The organism is Paenibacillus sp. 598K, assembly GCF_003851045.1.
In the GTDB taxonomy this organism is placed as follows: domain Bacteria; phylum Bacillota; class Bacilli; order Paenibacillales; family Paenibacillaceae; genus Paenibacillus_D.
The window spans coordinates 47,719-69,267 of record NZ_BFBX01000065.1 but is presented as its reverse complement, the minus strand read 5'-3'; the positions used below and the strand labels follow the sequence as shown (position 1 = coordinate 69,267).

The window sequence follows — 21,549 nt, the reverse complement described above, 5'->3', positions numbered from 1 at the left end:
GGATCACCTCGAATATCGGGATAGATTAAGCAATATGCCGAGCGACGTCAGCAGCAGCGTCAGCGAGGAGCCGCCGTAGCTGACCAGAGGCAGCGTAATGCCTGTCACCGGCATCAGGCCGATGACGACGCCGACGTTGATCAGCACCTGGACGCCGATGATGCCGGTGATGCCCGTCGCAAGCAGGCTGCCAAAGGCATCCTGGGCCATCATCGCCGTGCGGATGCCTCGCCAGACGACGATCAGAAACAGCAGGATAATCGCTGTGCCGCCGATAAAGCCCAGCTCCTCGGCAATGATGGAGAAAATAAAGTCGGTCTGCGGCTCTGGCAGGTAGCTGTACTTTTGCCGGCTCATCCCCAGCCCCAGTCCGACTAGGCCGCCAGGGCCGATCGCATACAGCGATTGAATGATCTGATAGCCGGAGCCGAGCGGGTCCTGCCACGGATCGAGGAAGGAAGTAATCCGCTCCAGCCGGTACGGCGCCGCCAGGATTAGTCCGACGAGTCCGAGCAATCCGGCCAGCGCCAGCGAGCCGAGATGAGACAGACGAGCGCCCGCGGCGAAAATCATCAGCATCGAAGCGCCGACCATCACCGTGCCCGTCCCCAGATCCGGCTGCAGCATGATTAAGCCGAAGGCCGCCCCCAGGATGGCGAGCGGCGGCAGTAGGCCCTTGGTGAACGAGGCGATCTTGTGCTGTCTGTCCGAGAGCAGCTTGGCGAGGAAGATGACCATCGCCAGCTTCATGAACTCCGACGGCTGGATGCCGAAGGAGCCGATGCCCAGCCAGCTGCGGGCGCCGCCCCGTACGACGCCGATGCCCGGGATGAGCACGAGCGCTAGCAGAGCAAAGCAGAGGATCAAGCCCGGCTTGGAGAACTTCCTCCACACGTTATAGTCCGTATTCATCGTCAGCGCCATGGCAGCCAGACCGAGTATGGCAAACAGCAGCTGCCGCTTAACATAATAGAAGGCATCGCCGAACTCGTTGAAGCTGAGCACGGCGCTGGCGCTGTAGACCATGACCAGACCGATCGCAAGGATCAGGATAATCGCCGCCATCATCCACAAGTCGGGAGCGGAACGGGCTTTTGACATCACGCACAACACCCTTTGCTAGTAGAAGTAGGGACAAGCCCTCTTCTTACAAGGTATGCGCCGAATCTTTAAACATGCGCCCCCGATGCTCGTAGGACGGGAACATATCCCAGCTTGCGCAGGCGGGCGACAGCAGGACGATATCGCCTGCCACAGCGGCTGAGGATGCAAGTCTGACCGCTTCGCGGAGCGTAGCTTCGGCGTCCTCCTCAGGTTCGACCGTTTGCACGTTAGCTAAACCTGCCAGCGCCGCCACGCCTGCCAGCTTGTCGCGTGTCTCTCCGAGCGCGACGAGCGCCTTGACCCGCTCGCGGAACAGCGGCAGCAGCTCCATATAGTCCGAGCCCCGATCCAATCCGCCAGCGATCAGGACGATGCCGCCCTGCAGCGAACGCACCGACATCGTCGTCGCTGTCGGGTTGGTCGCCTTGGAATCGTTGTAGTACTTGACGCCGCCATGCTCGAGTACGTATTCGAGACGATGCTCGACCCCGCGGAATTCGCGCAGCGGCGCCGCGAGGCGCTCCGGCGCAGCCCCGGCTGCGAGCGCAGCGGCCGCTGCGGCCATCGCATTGCCCGCATTATGACGTCCCGGGATGCCCAGCTCGTCGACACGGACGAGCCGATGCTCCCGCCCATCCCGCTGACGGTAGACGATCTCGCGCTCAGGCGGCTCCTGCTCATCGCCGACTGCAGGGAAGGGCGGCCGCACATAGACGCCCTGCTCCAGCTCCTGCGTCAGCGAGAAAGGCAGCACCTGTGCAGCTGTCGCGGCAGCGACGTCGCGGCACACCGGGTCGTCCCAGTTCAGCACCGCCGTGTCCTCCGTCGTCTGGTTAGCGAACAGCTTGCGCTTGGCGTCGATATAGTCCTCCATCGTACCGTGATAGTCCAGATGCGTCTCGACCAGGTTGAGCAGCATGCCGATGCGCGGCCGGTAGCCGCTCGTCCCCTTCAACTGAAAGCTGCTCAGCTCGGCGACGATCCAGTCGTCCGGGGCCGCTTCGACGGCCGCCTCGCACAGCGGCCGCCCGATGTTGCCCGCGACGATCGGATGTAGTCCGGCAGCGGACAACAGCTCGCCGATCCAGGTCGTCGTCGTGGTCTTGCCGTTCGACCCGGTGATGCCGATCATCGGCGCCGCCGACAGATGCCAGGCGACCTCGACCTCGGTGACGACCTCGACGCCGAGCTCCGCCGCCCGCTGCAGCGGCTGGATATGATAAGGGATGCCCGGGTTCTTGACGACCAGCGCAGTCGACGGCTCGATCAGATCCTCGGGGTGATGGCCGCAGATTACCGGGATCCCCAGCGCTTCGAGCTCTGCCGCCTCCGGCGACTCCTCGCGGGACTTACGGTCGTTGACCGTGACCAATGCCCCCAGGTCGTGGAAGATTCTGGCGACGCTGACGCCGCTGCGGGCCAAGCCCAGCACGACGACCGGACGCCCCACGTAAGCCGACGGATGGTTCATGATGTATACAACTCCTCATTCGTAATCAGTCTTGTCTGATTGGATTCGTCTTGCTTGGATTGCTGCCGCGCCTGCTACAGGCCGCGGTGCAGCAGCAGGCCTACCGCCGCCAGTACCAGACCCGCCAGCCAGAACGTCGTGACGACACGCCACTCCGACCACCCTGTCAGCTCGAAGTGATGATGGATCGGACTCATCTTGAATACTCGCTTGCCCCGCAGCTTGAAGGAAGCGACCTGGATGATGACCGACAGCATCTCCATGACGAAGACGCCGCCGATAACGATCAGGAGCAGCTCCGACTTGGTCAGAATCGCTACTGCGGCGAGCCCGCCGCCGATGCCGAGCGAGCCGGTGTCGCCCATGAACACCTTGGCAGGATGCTTGTTAAAGACGAGGAAGCCGAGCACCGCCCCGATCATCGCCGCGGAGAACACCGCGCTCTCCTGCTCAAACAGCTGCATCGCGATCAGTGCGTAGGCGCCGAACGCCAGAGCGCTCGTCCCCGCCAGCAGACCATCGACGCCGTCGGTGAAGTTCACCGAATTGCTCGTACCGAACATAATGATGATGACGAGCACATAATAGAACCAACCAAGCTCCCACTCCCATGAAGTGCCGGGCACCGGCAGCGCCGTGCTGTGATCCATCATATAGAGCAGGACGCAGACGATGATCGAGAAGAGCAGTTGCCCCGCCAGCTTCTGCCTTGCTGTCAGTCCGAGCGAGCGCTTCAGCGCGATCTTGATATAGTCGTCCAGGAAACCTACCAGCCCGAAGCCGAGCGACGCGGTCAGCAGCACCCAAAAGGCAAGCGAGACGTCCGAGAATTTCAAAAACGAGATTAAAAGGGCAACCATAATAATGATGCCGCCCATCGTTGGCGTGCCTTTTTTCTTCAGATGGCTCTGCGGCCCGTCGGTACGGATCTCCTGTCCGAACTTCAATCGACGAAGCAGCGGAATGAACAAAGGCCCGATAAGAACTGCAAGTAGAAAAGATGCGCCAATCGCTAGTAAAATGGCCTTCATGTCCATCAGCCCACCCCCTTCATCGATGTTGTATCGCCTGTACGATCTCTTCCATGCGCGTCCCCCGAGAACCCTTGACGAGCACGAGATCCTCGGGGTCCAGTCGGTCGCGCAGCCACTCAATCAGCGCCTGCTTCGTATCGAATGCCCGCACGGCCTCCACCGCGCCCCCGTAGGCCTGAGCCGCACCCTCCGCGATGTACGCTCCCAGCCTTCCGAACGTGAGCACACGCTCCGCTTTGGCAGGCGTAATGTAACGGCCGACATCACGGTGCATCTCCACCTCCTGCTCGCCCAGCTCCAGCATATCGCCTAGCACGAGCCAGCGACGGCCATAGCCTTGCAGTTGCTCCACCAGGTCGACGGCCGCGCGCATCGCGGTAGGGTTCGCATTAAAGGCGTCATTGAGCACGATCGCTCCGTTGAACGCTTCACTGCGCTCGATGCGCATCGCACTCAGTTGCAGGCCCGCGAGCCCGGCCGTGATCTGCTCCGCCGATACCCCAAGCGCCAATGCGATAGCTACGGCTGCTGCGGCATTCATCATATTGTGCACGCCTGCCGCGGGCACGGTTAGTTGCAGCTCTGTATCGCCTGGGCCGCGCAGACAGAGCTGCGAGGCCCGGGCGTCCATCCGCTGCGGCTCCATGATCCAGTCATTGTGCGGCTGCTGTCCGAATCGCAGCACCCGCACGCCCTCCGGCAGCGCGAGGACCTCCGGGTCGAGCAGCGGCTCGTCGCCGTTCAACACCAGCAGCCCGCCTGGGCGCAGCCCTGCGGCGATCTCCAGCTTCGCCCGGGCGATCCCCTCGCGCGAGCCGAGCTGCTGCATATGCGCATCGCCGATGTTGGTGATGATCGCCGCGTCAGGAGAGGCGATCTCGGAGAGCAGCTGGATCTCGCCGTAGCCGCTCATCCCCATCTCCAGCACCGCCGCTTCGACGGTGGCGTCCATCTCCAACACCGTCATCGGCAGGCCTATATGGTTGTTCAGATTGCCAGCCGTCTTATGGACACGAAAAACGGTGGCCAGCGCGGCTGCCACCATATCCTTGGTCGTCGTCTTGCCGTTGCTGCCGGTGATGCCGACAATCTTGACGGGCAGCTCCTTGCGGTAGGCTGCGGCCAGGCGCTGCAGCGCCGCCAGCGTATCGTCCACCAGCACGATCGGCCAGCCCTCGAGCTCGGCCGGACGCTCCCGGTCCGCTTGCCATAGCGCTGCGGCAGCGCCCCGCTCGCGAGCGACCACAGCATAAGCATGACCGTCATACCGGTCACCGACCAGCGGCACATACAGCTGACCCGGGGAGATCGTGCGCGTATCCTTGCTGACGCCTGTGAAGCTTGCGCTTCCGGCATCTTTATTTTCAGCTGCGAGCTGGCCTCCGCAGAGGGCGGCCAGCTCGGCGATCGTTTTATGTATCACGGCATTTGGCTCCTTATTAGTTGCTCGGCGATCTGTCGGTCATCGAAGTCAAACGTCCTCGATCCGATGATCTGATAGGTTTCATGACCTTTCCCCGCAATCAATACTACATCGTCAGAGCTTGCCATTTCAACCGCTTTTTTGATCGCCTCGCGTCGATCGACCTCCAGCGCATATCGCGATGGAGGCACCTCGTCGGCGAGCAGCCCCGCCTCGATATCCCGCAGGATCCGCTCCGGGTCCTCGCTGCGCGGATTATCCGACGTGATCAGCATATAATCCGCATGACTGGCGGCGATCCGCCCCATGATCGGACGCTTCGTGCGATCCCGGTCTCCGCCGCAGCCGAATACGCAGATGACGCGCCCCGCAGCGATCTCCTTGACCGCCTTGAGCACATTGTCGAGGCCATCCGGCGTATGCGCGTAGTCGACGATGACCGCATAGTCCTGCCCCGCATCGACTGCCTCCACCCTGCCCGGCACGCCGGCGATCTGCTCCAGGCTGTCGCGGATCTGCGTCAGCTCCAGCCCCTCTGCCAAGCCTGTGGCGACGGCTGCGAGCGCATTGGCGACGTTGAACTTGCCGACCAGCCGCAGCTGCACATCAAGCCCGCCACGGAACGTCTCCAGGTGGAACGAAGTGCCGCGCGCCGAGATCGCGATGTTCGATGCCCGCACATCCGCCTCCGCTTCGATCCCGTAGGTGATCACCTCGGCGGCCGATGCTTTGGCCAGCTGCACGCCATACGGATCGTCCGCATTGATGATGCTGTAGCTCCTCTCCGACGACTCGGGCGCATAGGCATTGCCTAGTCTGGAGAACAGCAAGCTTTTGGCCGCCGCATAGTTGTCCATCGTCTGATGATAATCGAGATGATCCTGCGTCAGGTTGGTGAAGACAGCGCTGCGGTACCGGATGCCCTTGACCCGCCCTTGCTCTAGCGCGTGCGAAGATACCTCCATGACGCAATACGCCGTATCCGTGGCCGCCATATCCGCCAGCGCCTGCTGCAGGTCCAACGACTCCGGCGTCGTCCCCGACATCGGCAAGGAGCGTCCGGCATAACGCATCTCGATCGTGCCGATGACGCCGGCAGGTCTGCCGGCGTCCGCGAGCAGACGCTCGATCAGATAAGTGGTTGTCGTCTTGCCGTTGGTGCCGGTGATGCCGATCATCCGCAGCCGCTCGCTCGGATACCCGTAGTAGTGGCTGCCGAGGATCGCCATCGCCAGTCGGCTGTCCTTGACGATAAGCTGAGGCAGAGCTACGGGCAGCGGGCGCTGGACGACGAGCGCCGCCGCTCCTCGCTCCGCAGCCTGCGCCGCATAGTCATGTCCGTCTACCGTATGTCCGGGCAGACAGATGAACAGGTCGCCCGGCACGACCTTCCTGGAGTCGATCCGGATACCGCCGATCTCCACCTCTGCGCCGCTGCTGCCATGCCACTTGGAGGTTAATAGCAGAGACGCCAGTTCATCCATTCGCATACGCTTCATCCCTCTCTATCGGTTATTATTTCCATCTTCATCAATGTTCATGTTCCTCGTCCGATTCCGCGCCCAGGTAGACTCTGATCGTCGAGCCTCGCTCTACGCGACTGCCCGCCTCCGGCGCCTGCCGGATGACGACCTTGCCGGTGCCGGCCGTCGCCAGGTTGAAGTTCATATTGAGATCCTCGTACAGCTCCGACACCGTTTTGCCGACCAGATTCGGGACCTGGACGATGGGCGTCTCATTCAGCTTGTATTCCTTGCCGATCTGATCCTGACGTGGCTCGACGCCCATGTGCACGAGCGAATCGGCCATAATGTTGCGGACGATCGGGGCCGCCACGACGCCGCCGAACTGGATGCCCTGCGGGTTGTCGACAGCGACGTAGACGACGATCTTCGGATCGTCCGCCGGCGCAAAGCCGATAAAGGAGACGATATGCTCATTGGGCGAATACCGCCCGTTGATGACCTTCTGCGCCGTGCCCGTCTTGCCGCCGACGCGATAGCCGTCGATGAAGGCATTGCCGCCGGTGCCTTTGGCGACGACGCTCTCGAGCGCCTCCCTTACCTGCCGGGACGTCTCCTCAGAGATGACCCGGCGCACCGGCTCGGGCTCGAGCTCCTCGACCGTCATCCCCGATACCGGATCGATCCATGCCTTGGCGACATGCGGCTTGTACAGCGTGCCGCCGTTAATCGCTGCCGACACCGCCGTGATCTGCTGGATCGGCGTCACCGACACCCCTTGCCCGAATGCCGTCGTCGCCAGCTCCACCGGACCGACGCGGTCAAGCTTGAACAGGATGCCGTTCTCCTCACCGCCCATATCGATGCCTGTCTTCTTCCCAAAGCCAAAGTCGCGGATATAGTCGAACAGCTTCTCCTTGCCCAGACGTTGTCCCAACGTGACGAAGCCGGGGTTGCAGGAGTTCTCCACGACCTCCAGGAACGTCTGCGAGCCGTGCCCGCCGCGCTTCCAGCAACGCAGCCTGGCGCCGCCGACCTCGATCGAGCCGGGATCGAAAAAACGCTCGTTGTGCAAGTCCACCTTGCCTTCCTCCAGCGCCGCCGACAGCGTGATGATCTTGAACGTCGATCCGGGCTCGTACGTCATCCAGATCGGCAGGTTGCGATTATATACTTCGCTCGGGACCTCCCGATATAAGTCCGGTTGATACGTCGGATGGCTCGCCATGCCGAGGATCTCGCCGGTCGCTGGATCCATCGCGATCGCCAGGATGCTGTCGGGCTGGTGCTGCAGCATCGCCTGCTCCAGCTCCCGCTCCATGATCGTCTGGATCTGCTTGTCTATCGTCAACTGCAGGCTCAGCCCGTCGCGCGGCTGATTGAACGTATCCGACGATCCCGGCATCAGCCGCCCCGCCGCATCCGACAGGAACGAGATGCTGCCGTTGAGACCGCTGAGCCGCTGGTCGTACGTCAGCTCGACGCCCGTCAGCCCCTGGTTGTCGATGCCGGTGAAGCCGAGTACATGGGCTGCCAAAGTACCGAACGGATAGTATCGCTTGTTGTCCTCGGCGACGACGATGCCTGGCAGCGACAGATTGCGGATCTCCTGCGCCTTTTCCGGCGTAATCTTGCGACCGCCCGGCTGCAGCTTGACGATCAGCTCGCGCTTGGTGATCAGTTGCTCGATCCGCTCGGCGCTCATGTCCATATGCAGCGACAGCTCTCTGGCCGTCCGGGGCGCGTCCTTCACCTGAGCCGGGATCGCCATCACCGTCGGCGAACTGATATTATAGGCGAGCTGGATCCCGTTGCGATCGAGGATCTCGCCGCGCTTGGCCGAGAACGGGATGTTGCGCCGCCACGAATCCTCCGCCTTGTCCGCCAGCTCGCCGCCTTGCACAAGCTGCACATAGGCCAGACGCACGCTCAGCGCCGCGAAGCCCGCGATCGCCAGCAGCATGACGACCAGCAATCTGCGTCTTACCGTTACATTGGATATTTTCATACGTATCCCCTCCGAATCGGCACAGCCTGCCGCCTCCTAAGGCATGCAAACACGCCCTAGCCGTAGACGGCCCTCTGTTTCAGCCTATTCGTAGCGATACGTCGATAGAACAAGCTATTCCTGTCCCGCCGGGTCCGACCCGTCCGATGGGTCGTCCTCTGCTTGTGGCTCTGCACCGTCGGCATCATCGTTTGCCTCGTTGTTGTCGACCTCGGTCTCGTCGGCCCCATCCGTATCGGCAGGCGGGTCGCTCTCCTCCGGCTCATACGGAGGTTGCAGCATCAGCTTGATGACATCCTCGCCGTCAAGCTTTGCCTTCATCTGCTCGATGACATAACCTTCGCCCTCGGAGACGCAGCGGATGTCGAGCAACGAGCAGACCTCCAGCGCATCCCGAAGCGACAGCCCCCTCATGTTCGGTATGGTGAGCTTACTTCGCTCCTCGGTGAGCAGATAGACCCGTTGGGAGGAAGGCACCGAGGTGCCCGCCTTCGGAATTTGCTTGACCACCTTCGTGCCGGTGCCGAGCAGCTCGTAGCTTAAGCCGCGGGCCTTGAGCTCGCTTTGCGCCTGTGCGATCTGCAGCTCCTCCAGCTCCGGCACATCGATGATCGTCGTCTGCAGGCCGTTGATCTCCTTCACCTGACCGTCCGTTATCGATGGGGCGACGCCCATATAGTTCAGACTCTGCTGGACGATCTCGCGGAATACCGGTGCGGCCACCGTGCCGCCGCCCGCATACGGGTCGTTTGGCTCATCGACGACCACATAGACGACGATCTTCGGGTCCTCTACCGGCGCGTAGCCGATAAACGACACCAGATACTTTTTGTTCGAATACCCTTTTTGACCGCCGCCGGCGGCTTTTTGGGCTGTGCCTGTCTTGCCTGCTACGCGATAACCCTCGATATAGGCGTTTTTACCCGTGCCGATGCTTTGATCCGAGACCACCTGCTCGAGGTAATCGCCCACCTTGGCCGACGTCTCCTTGGAGATGACCTGCCGCACCAGCTTTGGCTCGACGACGGTTACCGCGCCGGTCGTCGGATCCTCGATGCGCTTCACCAGATGCGGCTGCATCAGGTTGCCGCCATTGGCGACGGCTGCGACCGCCGTCAGCTGCTGGATCGGCGTCACCTGCAGCACCCCCTGGCCGAACGTCGCCGTCGCCACCTCGGTCGGCCGGTTCCAGTTGAAGTTCACCAGACCCGCCACTTCCCCCGGCAGATCGATGCCTGTCGTCGTGCCGAAGCCAAAGTTCGTAATGTACGTATTCAGCTTCTCCGCACCCAGCCGCTCGGCCCCCATCTTGACGAAGGCAACGTTACTGGAGTGCTTCAGCCCGTCGAGATAGGAGATCTTGCCCCAGCCTATGCCGCCGTTATGGTCGCGGATCCGCGTCTTGCCGACCATGATCGAGCCGGACATGTACGTATCGTACGGATTAAATTGATTTTCTTCGACCGCCGCTGCCAGCGTAAGGATTTTGAATGTCGACCCCGGCTCGAACAGCTGTCCTACGCTATGATTGTAGAAATTCCCTTGTTCCTTCGTCTCCCAGTAAGCATTGGGATTATAATTCGGATAACTGGCCAGTCCGAGGATCTCCATCGTGTTGGGATCGGCGGCGATTGCCGTGATGCTCTTCGGATTGTACGCCTTGCTCGCCTTCTTGATCGCCTCTTCAATATAGGACTGTATTTCGGTATCGATTGTCAACGTCAAATTATTTCCATCATGGGCTGGCGTGTACTCTACTTCTCCCTCCACGAGCTGGACGCGCTTGCCGTCCTTTTCGTACTTCAGCGAGCCCTTCGTCCCGCGCAACTTTTCATCGTAGAAGCGCTCCAGTCCATAGACGGCTTTGCCTTCATTTTTTTCGATGTAGCCGAGCAAGTGAGACGCTAGCGTGTCGCGCGGATAGTACCGCTTCTGATCCTCCATCAAGTAAATGCCGACCTCGTCCTGGTCCGTCTCCTCGCGCAGCTTATTGCGGAATTCGCTCACCTTGTCGGCCAGATCCTTGTCGATTTTCCAGCCGCCGCTGCGCACCTCGCGGTTGACGAGGAATTCGCCGCTCTCCTTTTTGGCGGTCACATCGCTCATCAGCCGCTCTCGCGGCGTGCCCAGCAGCTCATGCAAGCCATCGGCGATTCGATCCTCCAGCTTCAGCTTATGGATCACCTCCGGATTGACTGCGACCGTGTAGGCTGCAGCGTCCATCGCCAAAATATTGCCGTTGCGATCGGTGATATTGCCGCGTACTGGATTAATGACCTTGGAGGCCGACCAGACATTTTTGGCCAGCGCGAGATAACGATCGCCGTGCACGACTTGTACGAAGTAGATTCGACCCACCAGGACAACAAAAAGGAGGGTTATGAGCCCTCCGACCAGTATTGCGCGAAGTTTTATCCGTCTCGTCATGGTTGAAAACCCCCTTTACTCCCTGAACGCGACGCGGCTGGCCGTCTCGCCAACCTGCAGCGAGATCCGTTGATCCGACTGCACCATTCCTAGCTCCATGGCTTTCTTGCGGATGAGCTCAGGCGAGCTCAGCTGCTCCACCTTGCGCTGCATTTCCCGAATTTCGACATTCATCGTTTCGTACTCGCGCGTCATCTGCTGAACCTTGAGGTTTGTCTGGTACACCTCGGCATAGCGGAAGATGACGATGCACGCGACGATGACGCAGGCGACGATGGTCAGCAAGTAGAGCATCTTCTCCTGAACCGGCAACGATTTACGGCGGACGACTACATGTCGGGTTTCTTTGTAACGTTGCTGCTGTTGTTGTTCCTCGGGGCGTTTCTTCGGTTGGACCGCCAAATTGCCGTGCATATAGGCCATGTTTGCGACTCCCTTCGCTATTGTCTATAGTTTCTCCGCAATGCGCAGCTTGGCTGAGCGGGCACGCGGATTGTGCTCGAGTTCCTGCTCTCCGGGCACGATGGGCTTGCGGTTGACCAGCTTCAGGATGCCCTTGGTCCCGCATACGCACATCGGAAAGTCCGGCGGACACGTACATTGCCTGAGGTACTGGGCAAACGTCTGCTTGCAGATCCGGTCCTCCAGGGAATGGAACGTAATGACCGACGCCCGTCCGCCAGGCGCCAGACAGCGCACCGCCTGATGGAGCGCATGCTCCTCGGCGCCAAGCTCGTCGTTGACGGCGATCCGCAGCGCCTGGAACGTCCGCTTGGCCGGATGCGGCCCCGTGCGACGGGTCGCTGCCGGGATGCCCTGCTTGATCAACTCGACCAGCTCGCCGGTCGTGGCGATTGGCCGCTCTGCCCGGGCCTTGCCGATCTGGCGGGCGATCTGACGGGCGAATCGCTCTTCGCCGTAGGTCGAGAGGATACGCGAGAGCTCGCGCTCATCCCAAGTGTTGACGATCTCGTCGGCGGTCAGCTCGCCCTTCCGATCCATCCGCATATCGAGCGGCGCGTCGTGATTGTAGCTGAACCCCCGCTCCGCCTCGTCGAGCTGCGGGCTCGATACCCCGAGGTCAAACAGGATGCCGTCCACCTGAGGCACGCCTTCGGTCTGCGGCACGTCTTGGTCGCGCAACACATCCTCGAGATATCTAAAGTTGCTCCTCACCAGTCTTACTCGCTCTATGTATGGGGCCAATCGCTTGCGCGCATGATCGAGCGCCCAGTCGTCCTGGTCCAGCGCGATCAGCAGGCCCCCAGGGCCTAGCCGCGATGCGATCAGCTCGCTGTGACCCGCACCGCCAAGCGTGCAGTCCACATAGATGCCGTCTGGCTTGATGTTCAAGCCGTCCACCGCTTCTTCTTTCAGTACGGTAATGTGATCAAACACGCTTTAATCCTCCTGCTATCGTGATGCTATTCCTGTTGCAACATTTAGAAGTTGAAATCCAGATCGACCAGCTTCTCGGCAATTTCGTTAAAAGTCTCTTCAGATTGCTGGAAGTAACCTTCCCAAATCGCCTTGCTCCAAATCTCTACCCGGTTGGTCACACCCAGGACGATGCATTCCTTGTCCAGCTTGGCATATTCCCGCAAATTGGCAGGTACATTTACTCTTCCCTGCTTGTCCAGCTCGCATTCGGTCGCCCCGGAGAAGAAAAACCGGGTAAACGCGCGCGCGTCGGACTTCATCAAGGGCAGGCTTTTCAGTTTCTGCTCGAGTACCTTCCATTCGCTCTCCGGATAGACGAACAAGCAATTGTCCAAACCACGAGTGACGACAAACTGGGGTCCAAGCTCCTCGCGGAACTTAGCGGGGATGATGATGCGGCCTTTATCGTCGATGCTGTGTTGATGCTCACCCATAAACATAACGGCCGTCCCACCCCTCTACCCTTTTACACCACTTTCCCCCACTTTGCACCACCGCTTTTGAAATTATTCGCCACGCAGGCTAAAACTCCTTCTTCCCCCTCCTGCAAAATGTCGAAATCTTCGTCTCATGAACGATTTCTAATCTTCCGATGACAAGGCAAAAAAAAAGCATCCCTCCGAAGGAGAGATGCGAAAATCTTGAGTTTAGTGTTCAGTCCAGCTATCAAGGTAGGAACGCTGCTCGTCGCTGATTCGATCGATGCCGGTGCCAAGCGATTCGAGCTTGTAACGGGCCACCTGCTCATCCAGCTCGTACGGCACATTAAGCACCTTGCTGCCGATCGACTCATATTGCTCGTTGACATATTTGAGCGACATCGCCTGCAGCGCGAAGGTCATATCCATAATCTCCGCCGGGTGTCCGTCGCCCGCCGCCAGGTTGACCAGTCGGCCCTCTGCGAGCAGATAGATGCTGCGTCCATCCTTAAGCTGATATTCCTCGATGTTGCGGCGAACCGTCCGCTTGCCCGTGCTGAGCGCCTCCAGCTCCGGCTTGTTGACCTCGATATCGAAGTGGCCGGCGTTGGAGAGGATCGCCCCATCCTTCATCACTTCATAGTGCTCGCCGCGGATGACATCGCGATTGCCGGTTACCGTGACGAAGAAGTCGCCAAGCTTGGCGGCCTCGAGCATCGGCATGACCGCAAAGCCGTCCATATAAGCCTCTACCGCTTTGATGGCGTCGATTTCCGTGACGATGACATTAGCGCCCAGCCCTTTGGCGCGCATCGCGACGCCTTTGCCGCACCAGCCATAGCCGACGACGACGACTGTCTTGCCTGCCACGACCAGATTGGTCGTCCGGTTGATGCCGTCCCAGACCGACTGTCCGGTGCCATAGCGATTATCGAACAAGTATTTGCAGAAGGCATCGTTGACCGCGACGACAGGGAACTTCAGCTCTCCCTCTTTCTCCAGCGCCTTCAAGCGCAGGATGCCGGTTGTCGTCTCCTCGGCGCCGCCGCGCACGCCCGCGAGCAGATCGGGACGCTCGGAGTGCAGGATCGTCACCAGATCGCCGCCGTCATCGATGATCAGGTCCGGCTTCGACTCCAGCGCCTTGACCATCAGCTCCTTGTACTCGACTGGGTCGGGATTGTACTTGGCGAATACGGTGATGCCGTCTTCAACCAGTGCCGCACATACGTCATCCTGCGTCGACAGCGGGTTGCTGCCCGTAATCGTCACCTCGGCGCCGCCAGCTTGGATCACCTTGGCCAGATAAGCGGTCTTCGCTTCCAGATGAAGAGAGATGGCAACCTTCAGCCCTTTGAACGGCTGCTCTTGCTCGAATTGCTCGCGGATCCGGTTCAGCACCGGCATATGCGCTTTGACCCATTCGATTTTCAGATGACCTTCAGGCGCCAACGCCAGGTCGCGGACGATGCTTTTTTCCTTAACACTCATTTAGATGATTCCTCCATTTGTCAGATCAAAATATCGGTTCGGAAAACCAATCTTAGAGATAGACTAGCCGATGTCTGCCGCTCGGATCGTACGGCACGGCCAACAGCTGCCGCAGCCACTCATCGCCGTATCTCGACCAATAGGGAGCAAAGTTGAGCACCCTCTCCTGCGGCGCCCCGGGATGCAGCATCAACCGCAGGCGATCCAGCTGCCGCAGCGCCACCTCGTGGCGTCGCTCCAGCTCGGCCAGCACCCGCCGGCGCATAAATTCAACCTGCTCGCCCAACAACTCGCGGTTTTTGGCGGCGAGCCCCGCGAGCCCCGGCATCCGCTCTGTCACCTCGCCAAGCAGCGGCTCGTAGAGCGCGAGCAACTGCCGCTTCGTCTCCTCGAAGCGCGCCTCGAGCCACCCTTCGTCCTGCTCTGCCAGCCAGTCGTCGCGCCGCGCCTCGAAACGATCAATGATATCGTCCAGTGTCAGGTCGTACTTCTCCAGATGCTTGGCGCTGGTCTCATCGATCAGCGTGAAGGACATCCGGGGCAGGACGATCGGCATCTCCATGCCCATCAGCCGGAACGCCCGGCCGATGATGCCCCAGTATGCGATCTCGCCGGGACCGAGCACGGCAGCCAGCACCGGCAGCAGATAGTCCTGCATGATCGGCCGACTGAGCACATTATTACTGAAGCGCTCCGGCGCGTCCGCTGCTTGAGCCAGCGCCTCGTCCGCCGTCAGCCGAATCAATCCGCGCCGATCGGCGAACCCTTCTGCGGTGCGGTAGAGCTTGATGCGCTCGCTACGCTCAGGCGTTAGCGTCTCTTTTCTATAATAGAACAGATTGGCGCTTCCGTGCTCCGCTTCAGCCTGGAGGGCATATCCCCAGGCCGAGACGTCGCTCGCAGCCGCAGTGTACGCCTCCTCCAGCTCGCCATTGTCCGCCAGCATCCGTTGCAGCATCGGCGCCTCCAGCTGCCGCAACGCCGGGTCGTCGGCATCCAGCAGCACGAGCCCTTCGCCGGCGAACAGCCAGGCGAGGATCGCCGCCTGCTGATCGGACATCGTCTGCGCGCCAGCCGTCAGCGACTGCAGCTTCGTCAGCAGCTCAGGCTTGCGAGCGGTGTCCGGCAACACGGCTGCCAGCTCAGCCAGCTCCTGCTCCCACACATCGGGCGTCAGCGGCGTCTGACTGACCGAGGTACGAGGGCCCGCTGGCCGCTCGACCGCCAGCTTGCGCAGCTTGCCGTCCTCGGGCACGTAGGTGTGAGAGGCTTCCTCCCAGTCGTGATCCTCGCCCGCGATCCAGAATACCGGCACGACGGGGCGGCCGAGCCTGCGCTCGGCGTCACGGGCCGCCGCGATGATCGTCACCGCCTTGTGGATGACCATAAGCGGCCCGCCCCACAGGCCTGCCTGTTGCCCGCCGACGACCGCCAGCGCGCCGCCTGCCAGACGTTCGATTGCTTGCAGCGTCTGTGACGAAGCGCCATGGCTGCGATTGTAAGCGGTCAGCGCCCGGCCGAGACCCTCGCGGTCAGCGCGGTTGCCCACCTGATCGTCGAGCTGGGCGGCGCGGCGCTCCCAATCCCCCGCCTCCAGCGGATGGTAAGGGAACAACTCCCTCACCCTCGGGTCAGTGCGCCCGACGTACGCATCGGTCAAGGTCGAGCCGGGCCGTCTCTCGTGTACTTGCGTCTTCATGGCACTCCCCTAACCTCCATTACATTGCGCTACTTAGGTTTGATTGTACACAACCTGATTGACCCCGTCAAAGCAAAAACAACCCTTCTTCGAAAAGAAGAGCTGTCCGCAGATGTCCAGCTAGCCCGCCAGCAGGAACGTCTGCCCCATCCCCATGATCATAAACAAAATATACAGCATCGACATGACGAAAAAACCGATTCGCCAGACGCCGCGGAAGATGCGCTTGGCATCGATGCGGCCTTTGCTGCGATATTGTAAATTGCCGAGCAGCCCGGCGCCGAGCAACAGCAGCAACAAAATGCCGAAAAAGCCAAAGCTGCTGCCGAAGATTCGATTAAACAGCACGGTTACGCAGCCGATCAGCAGCGCTGTCGTAATGTCCATCGCCAAGCGAAAAGCTTTTTTTCGGTCGCCAAAATACGCGCTATAGCCAAGATAGATCAAGACAAACGGCACTACGGGTATGACGGCCAGAAAAGCGTAAACTTGCTTGGCGCTCTCCCACAACACCTCCACTGACGCTTCGCCCCTCTCTCACCTATCTGTTGCCTGTTGCTTCACCTGCGCCACGATCGCCTCATTAAGCGGCGTCTCGAGCCCCAGCTGCCGCGCAAGCGCAACGACGCCGCCGTTAATCCAGTCGATCTCGGTAGGGCGTCCGCTCCTCACATCTCGCAGCATCGAAGACTCATTGTCGGCGGTAAGCCGACACAACGCCAGCAAGCGCTCCCATTCGTCCCCGTCCAGCGGCAAGCCCGCCCGCTGCAGGACTGCGGCAGCTTCCTCGTGAAGCGCCCGCATGACAGCCAGCCGCTCCGGATCATCGGGAAGCTCGCCATTCTTCACCCCGAAGAGTGCTGTCAGCGGATTGATGACGCTATTGAGCAGCAATTTCCGGTACATGCGATTCTCCATTTGATTCGACAAAAACACGCCAATTCCTGCCTTTTTCATCGCCACGAGCAACTTTTTTTGACGTTCCGCCGCCTCTCTGTCCGCGCTCGGGATCTCCTCCAGCCACAGCTCGCCCACTCCGGTATGCCGCACCTCGCGTTGTCCGACTCGCAGTGCCCCGTCGGTCGTCACCGCCGCGAGGATGCGATGGCCCGGCAGCTCGGCGCGGAGCCGCTCCAGATGGCCGATGCCGTTTTGCAGACAGTAGATGTCTGCCGTCTGCGGTACGAGGCTCGCCAGCTTAAGGATCATGCGGTCATCGATATGGACCTGCTTGACTGTCAGCAGCACGGCGTCGGGACCAAAGTCCTCCAGTTCCTCTACTATCGCAGATGCTTGCACCGCTTCATGCCCATGCGCCGCCGAGCCGCTCCACTTGATGCCTTCGACTCGCAGCGCTTCCGCCTGCTCGGGAGTCCGCGTCAGGAGACGCACCACCGTTCCGCCAGCCGCCAGCCGGGCGGCATAGAGCATACCGATTGCGCCGGCGCCGATGATCCATATCCTCATCCCCGTCCACCACCTCTAGTATAAGCTGGCTCTATCTTACCAGAACAAAGCATCATTCGTTAAGCACGCACACCAAAACAGCCGCAAGCTGCGCCCGGATTGCTCCGAAGCACACTGCTTGCGACTGTCAGACTTGCAGCTATTCAATACGTTCCAGGTTTCCGTTGGCATCCATCTTGAAGCGCGGCTTCACTTCTTCTTCCTCGCCCAGCGTCGCCAGCTTGCGGGCCCGGTCCATAATCTGGATCAACGTCTTGTAATCGTCGTTGACTGTCCGATAGTCGGTCTGGGCGCTGTTGACCTCTCGCGAGAGCTTCTCGGCCTTTACTCGCAGCTCGAAGATTTCCTCATCTTTTTCTTTCAGTTCCTTCTCTAGCGTCTTGACGTGTCGATTCAGCTCTTGATAGTGACCCTTCCAGCTTTTAAGAAACCGAATGATCGCTTCAATCGTAATGTCGTCGGCGCCCATCGCTCTGCCGGCTTCTTCTCCGGCTTCGGCTGAGGCGATACCCGATACTTGCGGGACATTAGCGAAGCTTTGCTTCCGCAAATAATTACGCTTTTGGCGCTGCTGCTTGGCGAGCTGGATGCCCTCCTCGTGCCGTTTGCGAACGCAACTGTTCCATCGAAATCCGCACGCAGCCGATGTCCGGCCGATACGCTCGCCGACCTCCTCGAAGGCTGCAAGCTGGGTACTGCCCTCGCGAATGTGACGCAACGTCACTTCCGCCAGCATCAAATCGTCATCGGCGCTCCACGCGTCTTGTCTTACTGCTGTCATCCTTCCCAAAACCTCCTAACATAAAGGGCGCTCCATTTATCTCTATGCCCTTGGTAGAGTTCATAGAATCTATCGGATACTAAAATGTATATCCATTTTCTCCGACACTCATACATGGAAGTCATCCGTTATGCGCAAGATAAGCGGGAGGAAGCGCTGCACCCTGCGGTGGATAGCCGTTGCGGACAGCGGGTAATGCGGCAGAAAGTTTGCCATTTCGTCACCGATTTCAGTTTACAGTGCCTTAGGGCCGAGGTATAATGTTGTTTAGTATTGGGATGCGACTGACGGAAGGGGGATTGAAGCATGGCACGTATGTTTCGGGTACTTGGATTTTGGACGCTCGTGATCGGGCTGATGGCATATGCTGGTCATATGTATGAAATGGCGCTGTTGTTCTTTGCCCAGACCGCAGCGTTCGTCCTGTTGGGATATTTGAATTTCTCCGAGAGAACATACATATTGATGTTCTGGGGATATATGATCACTGCATTTTTGGGATTCACGTATTGGTCCGTTTTCGAGATGGGCTTGCCGTTTTAATACGACCGAACAGCGAATTGCATGATCGAAGCCAAAGCAGCCGGACGAGCGTCCGGCTGCTTTTTTAATGGCCTCGGAGAAGGTTGGTTGTCCGCATGATCGCGTCATTCTCGCATATATTCCTAAATAGGAGATACTCGCACAAATCGTTCGTTTGGTCGATTGCTTGCCTGGCAGCGGCAATGATATGATGCTATAACACCCAAAGGAGGGGAAGCCGTCCGTGAACTTGAAAGCGAAGCTTTTGCTCTGGGCAGCCGCAGGCTCCTTGTTGCTGCTGGGACTTAGTCCCTCCTCGCCGACGCTGGCGGTGCCTGCCGAGGAAGAGACGAGGCAGCTGCTGGAGAAAAGTCTGTCGGTTATCGAGATCGACAAGGAGATCGAGCGGATCGCGACACAACGCGAGGCGCTGCAGCGTAATCTCCGCTCCCTGGATGCCGACCTTGCGACCAAATCGGACGAGCTGGAGAGCCGTCGCGAAGAAGCCGGCCATGTGCTGCGCGCCTACTATACCGGAGAGAAGCAATCATTCTTGATGTCGATTTTCTCGTCCAAAAGCCTGCAGGACCTGATAGCTGTGCTGGACTATTACGATCATATCGTCTCCCGAGACAAGCAGACGCTGGACCTGCTGCTGAGCGAGCAGACCGAGCTGGCCGACGGACGAAGCCGTCTGCAGATCGAGCAGCTGCAGCTTGAGACGATCGATCGCAATCTGCAGCTGCAGCGGGCGCGTCTGATTGCGCTGCAAGAGGAGATCGACAGCCGGATGAGCCGACGCAGCGACAGCGAGCAGATCAAGCTGATGATGGAGGAGATCGCCGGCTTTTGGGAGAGCGTTGGCCTGCATGAGGTAAAGCAATACTTCCGGGCGCTCGCTGCGGCGATGGTCGAGCTGCCGAGCTGGCTGCAGAAGAACAGTGAGTATTTGTCGCTCAAGGGACTCGAATATACGATTGAACTGCCCGAGGATGCGCTCAACGCCTTTTTGCGCGAGCAAAATGAACTGTTCGCCAATTTTTCGTTCGCCTTCAAGGACGATCAGGTCATCGTCGAGGGCAAGCGCGAAGGGATGGAGGTGGCGATCCGCGGCCATTACACGCTGGAGCAGCAACCGCAAGGAGTCATCCTCTTCCATGTAGACGAGTTGATCTTCAACGGTCTGACGCTGCCCGATACGACCTCCCGCGCACTCGAGGAGGAGTTCGATCTCGGCTTTTATCCGCAGAAGATCGTCTCTCTCGTAGAGGCCAAGTCCGTCGCGGTGCGCGACGGCTATCTGATCGTCAAGCTGGGGCTCTCTCTGTGAGAAGCCCCTGTTCCGTGTGCTATCGCATCTACGAACTCGGCAACCGCGCCTCCCAGCCCTCGCGATAGGCCGCTGCCGTCAGCTCCCCCGCTTGCCAGCGCTGCCACAAGCTCTCATAGGCTGCCATGCGGGCGTACCAGTCAGGCCCGGACGGCATCAGCGCAGGCACCGAGAGCGCCTGCTCCAGCCAGACGGGGATCGTTCGCTCCTGACCGCTGGCACTCCCCGCATATAGCGAGAGGCGAGCCGGTATCGTCGTCCGGCGCGCTAGTGCTTCCCGCTGGGCGTCCAAGGAGACGGCAGCGGCTACCCAGTCATGAGCCAGCTCCTGCTCGGCAGACCGGTCGGCGATGACCCAGCTCCGTCCTCCAGGCGACAACAGACCGCCCTCCGGCAGCGACAGCTGCAGCTGCCCGGCGCCCAGCCGACTCGATACGAGCTGGTAGTCCGACCAGGTCATGACAGCCGACAGCAGCCGACCCGAGCTCAGCAGCTCTGCCAGCGCGAGCGGGTCCGACTCGGCCAGCTCGATCCGCCCCTCCGCCACCCCACTCTCCAGCCAAGCCCATAACCCGTCAGGCAGGGTCAACGCTTGCCTCGCCGTCGCCGCGCTGCCTGTGTGCAACGCGGCCAGCCAAGTCATCAGCGGCTCCCCACTAGACGCTCCAGCGAGCCAGAGGGGCGCTGGTCCCTCTCCCGCCGCTTCGCGGGTCGCGCCGATCAGCGTCGACAGACGCTCCCAGTCCGTCGGCGCTTCCTTCGCTCCCGCATCTTCTAGCAAGCTCCGGCTCCATACGATCACATTAGGGTCGGGATGGAGCGGCACGCCCCACAGATAGCCATTCCACCGCACCTGCTGCAGCAGCGAGGCCGGATGATCGGCCAGCGATTCGGCCGAGTACAGGTCGTCCACCGGGTCCAGATACCCTCGCGCTGCGAACTCCTGCACCCACTCGCTCTCAAGCAGCAGGATGTCCGGCAGCTCGTCCAGCGCGGCCTCGCGCTTCAACCGGTCGTAGAGCTCCTCACGCGGCATATTGTGGATCCGCACCTCTGCCCCCGGATGCGCGCTCTGGAAGCGATCGTTCAGCTGATCGAGCTCGGCGAGCTCGATCTCAGACATGGAAACGATTACATCAATCGATCTGTTACGCGGCTCTTCGCTCTGCACGGTGTCAGGCGACCAGCTCCACTCCTTGCCTTCGGTCGTCTTACTGATCGAGCCGGGCAGCATCAAGAGCGGTACCAGCATCAAGAGGACCATTCCGAGACCGAGGAGGAGCATGATGTAGCGACGGCGGGACATCGACAAGCTCCCTTCCTTTTAGAGGTAGTTCAAAACATCCGTTTTTGATCACGAAGTAACTCTGAGAAGCTGACTCGACATCGAATCTTGGATGCAGTCGTAACTTCCGGTGCTCACGTAGCTCCACTACGCTCCGATCCTCAGTTCCTCTTGCCTCCAACCTT

At 60.2% G+C, this 21,549-nt stretch carries 18 protein-coding genes; 2 read left to right on the top strand and 16 right to left on the bottom strand.

Translation table 11 applies throughout. From position 1 onward, the window contains the following. Window positions 1-3 precede the first annotated feature (3 nt). The 15 genes from spoVE to PA598K_RS18800 form a co-directional block, all read right to left on the bottom strand. Window positions 4-1,101: a stage V sporulation protein E gene (gene spoVE, locus PA598K_RS18870; RefSeq protein WP_128658450.1), complete on the bottom strand. Its 1,098-nt coding sequence runs from the start codon at window positions 1,099-1,101 to the stop codon at window positions 4-6. Window positions 1,102-1,147: 46 nt separating this feature from the next. Continuing rightward, window positions 1,148-2,575, bottom strand: coding sequence for a UDP-N-acetylmuramoyl-L-alanine--D-glutamate ligase (murD, locus tag PA598K_RS18865; RefSeq protein ID WP_128658449.1), 1,428 nt, complete (start codon window positions 2,573-2,575; stop codon window positions 1,148-1,150). A gap of 74 nt (window positions 2,576-2,649) precedes the next feature. Beyond that, window positions 2,650-3,612: a phospho-N-acetylmuramoyl-pentapeptide-transferase gene (mraY, locus tag PA598K_RS18860; protein WP_128658448.1), complete on the bottom strand. Its 963-nt coding sequence runs from the start codon at window positions 3,610-3,612 to the stop codon at window positions 2,650-2,652. Window positions 3,613-3,625: 13 nt separating this feature from the next. Next, a complete protein-coding gene (locus PA598K_RS18855; protein ID WP_128658447.1) occupies window positions 3,626-5,032 on the bottom strand; it encodes a UDP-N-acetylmuramoyl-tripeptide--D-alanyl-D-alanine ligase in 1,407 nt (468 codons plus the stop codon). Further along, window positions 5,029-6,522 (bottom strand): UDP-N-acetylmuramoyl-L-alanyl-D-glutamate--2,6-diaminopimelate ligase, encoded by a 1,494-nt coding sequence (locus tag PA598K_RS18850; RefSeq protein WP_128658446.1) that lies wholly within the window; start codon window positions 6,520-6,522, stop codon window positions 5,029-5,031. The genes PA598K_RS18855 and PA598K_RS18850 overlap by 4 nt, the downstream gene beginning before the upstream one ends. A gap of 40 nt (window positions 6,523-6,562) precedes the next feature. Next, window positions 6,563-8,503 carry a stage V sporulation protein D gene (locus tag PA598K_RS18845; RefSeq protein ID WP_128658445.1) on the bottom strand — a complete coding sequence of 647 codons (1,941 nt, stop codon included), beginning with the start codon at window positions 8,501-8,503 and terminating at the stop codon, window positions 6,563-6,565. A 114-nt stretch (window positions 8,504-8,617) separates the two neighbouring features. Next, a complete protein-coding gene (locus tag PA598K_RS18840; protein ID WP_185602089.1) occupies window positions 8,618-10,930 on the bottom strand; it encodes a penicillin-binding transpeptidase domain-containing protein in 2,313 nt (770 codons plus the stop codon). A gap of 15 nt (window positions 10,931-10,945) precedes the next feature. Next, window positions 10,946-11,353: a septum formation initiator family protein gene (locus tag PA598K_RS18835; RefSeq protein WP_128658444.1), complete on the bottom strand. Its 408-nt coding sequence runs from the start codon at window positions 11,351-11,353 to the stop codon at window positions 10,946-10,948. Between the two features lie 24 nt (window positions 11,354-11,377). Next, a complete protein-coding gene (gene rsmH / locus PA598K_RS18830) occupies window positions 11,378-12,328 on the bottom strand; it encodes a 16S rRNA (cytosine(1402)-N(4))-methyltransferase RsmH (protein ID WP_128658443.1) in 951 nt (316 codons plus the stop codon). Window positions 12,329-12,372: 44 nt separating this feature from the next. Then, window positions 12,373-12,810 (bottom strand): division/cell wall cluster transcriptional repressor MraZ, encoded by a 438-nt coding sequence (gene mraZ / locus PA598K_RS18825; protein WP_128658442.1) that lies wholly within the window; start codon window positions 12,808-12,810, stop codon window positions 12,373-12,375. A gap of 207 nt (window positions 12,811-13,017) precedes the next feature. Next, window positions 13,018-14,280: an adenosylhomocysteinase gene (locus PA598K_RS18820; protein WP_128658441.1), complete on the bottom strand. Its 1,263-nt coding sequence runs from the start codon at window positions 14,278-14,280 to the stop codon at window positions 13,018-13,020. A gap of 52 nt (window positions 14,281-14,332) precedes the next feature. Further along, on the bottom strand, window positions 14,333-15,979 hold the full coding sequence (gene bshC / locus PA598K_RS18815; protein WP_128658440.1) for a bacillithiol biosynthesis cysteine-adding enzyme BshC: 1,647 nt from the start codon (window positions 15,977-15,979) through the stop codon (window positions 14,333-14,335). Between the two features lie 120 nt (window positions 15,980-16,099). Further along, window positions 16,100-16,498 (bottom strand): DUF3397 domain-containing protein, encoded by a 399-nt coding sequence (locus tag PA598K_RS18810; RefSeq protein ID WP_128658439.1) that lies wholly within the window; start codon window positions 16,496-16,498, stop codon window positions 16,100-16,102. Between the two features lie 18 nt (window positions 16,499-16,516). After that, complete coding sequence (locus tag PA598K_RS18805) at window positions 16,517-17,446, bottom strand: ketopantoate reductase family protein (RefSeq protein ID WP_128658438.1); 930 nt, start codon at window positions 17,444-17,446, stop codon at window positions 16,517-16,519. Window positions 17,447-17,585: 139 nt separating this feature from the next. After that, a complete protein-coding gene (locus PA598K_RS18800; protein ID WP_128658437.1) occupies window positions 17,586-18,227 on the bottom strand; it encodes an RsfA family transcriptional regulator in 642 nt (213 codons plus the stop codon). A gap of 306 nt (window positions 18,228-18,533) precedes the next feature. Between PA598K_RS18800 and PA598K_RS18795 the strand changes: the two genes are divergently transcribed. Beyond that, window positions 18,534-18,770 (top strand): DUF2626 domain-containing protein, encoded by a 237-nt coding sequence (locus PA598K_RS18795; protein WP_128658436.1) that lies wholly within the window; start codon window positions 18,534-18,536, stop codon window positions 18,768-18,770. Window positions 18,771-18,993: 223 nt separating this feature from the next. Continuing rightward, window positions 18,994-20,079 carry a hypothetical protein gene (locus PA598K_RS18790; RefSeq protein ID WP_128658435.1) on the top strand — a complete coding sequence of 362 codons (1,086 nt, stop codon included), beginning with the start codon at window positions 18,994-18,996 and terminating at the stop codon, window positions 20,077-20,079. A gap of 28 nt (window positions 20,080-20,107) precedes the next feature. Here PA598K_RS18790 and PA598K_RS18785 read toward each other — a convergent pair whose 3' ends face one another. Further along, window positions 20,108-21,385 carry an ABC transporter substrate-binding protein gene (locus PA598K_RS18785; protein WP_128658434.1) on the bottom strand — a complete coding sequence of 426 codons (1,278 nt, stop codon included), beginning with the start codon at window positions 21,383-21,385 and terminating at the stop codon, window positions 20,108-20,110. Window positions 21,386-21,549 lie beyond the last annotated feature (164 nt).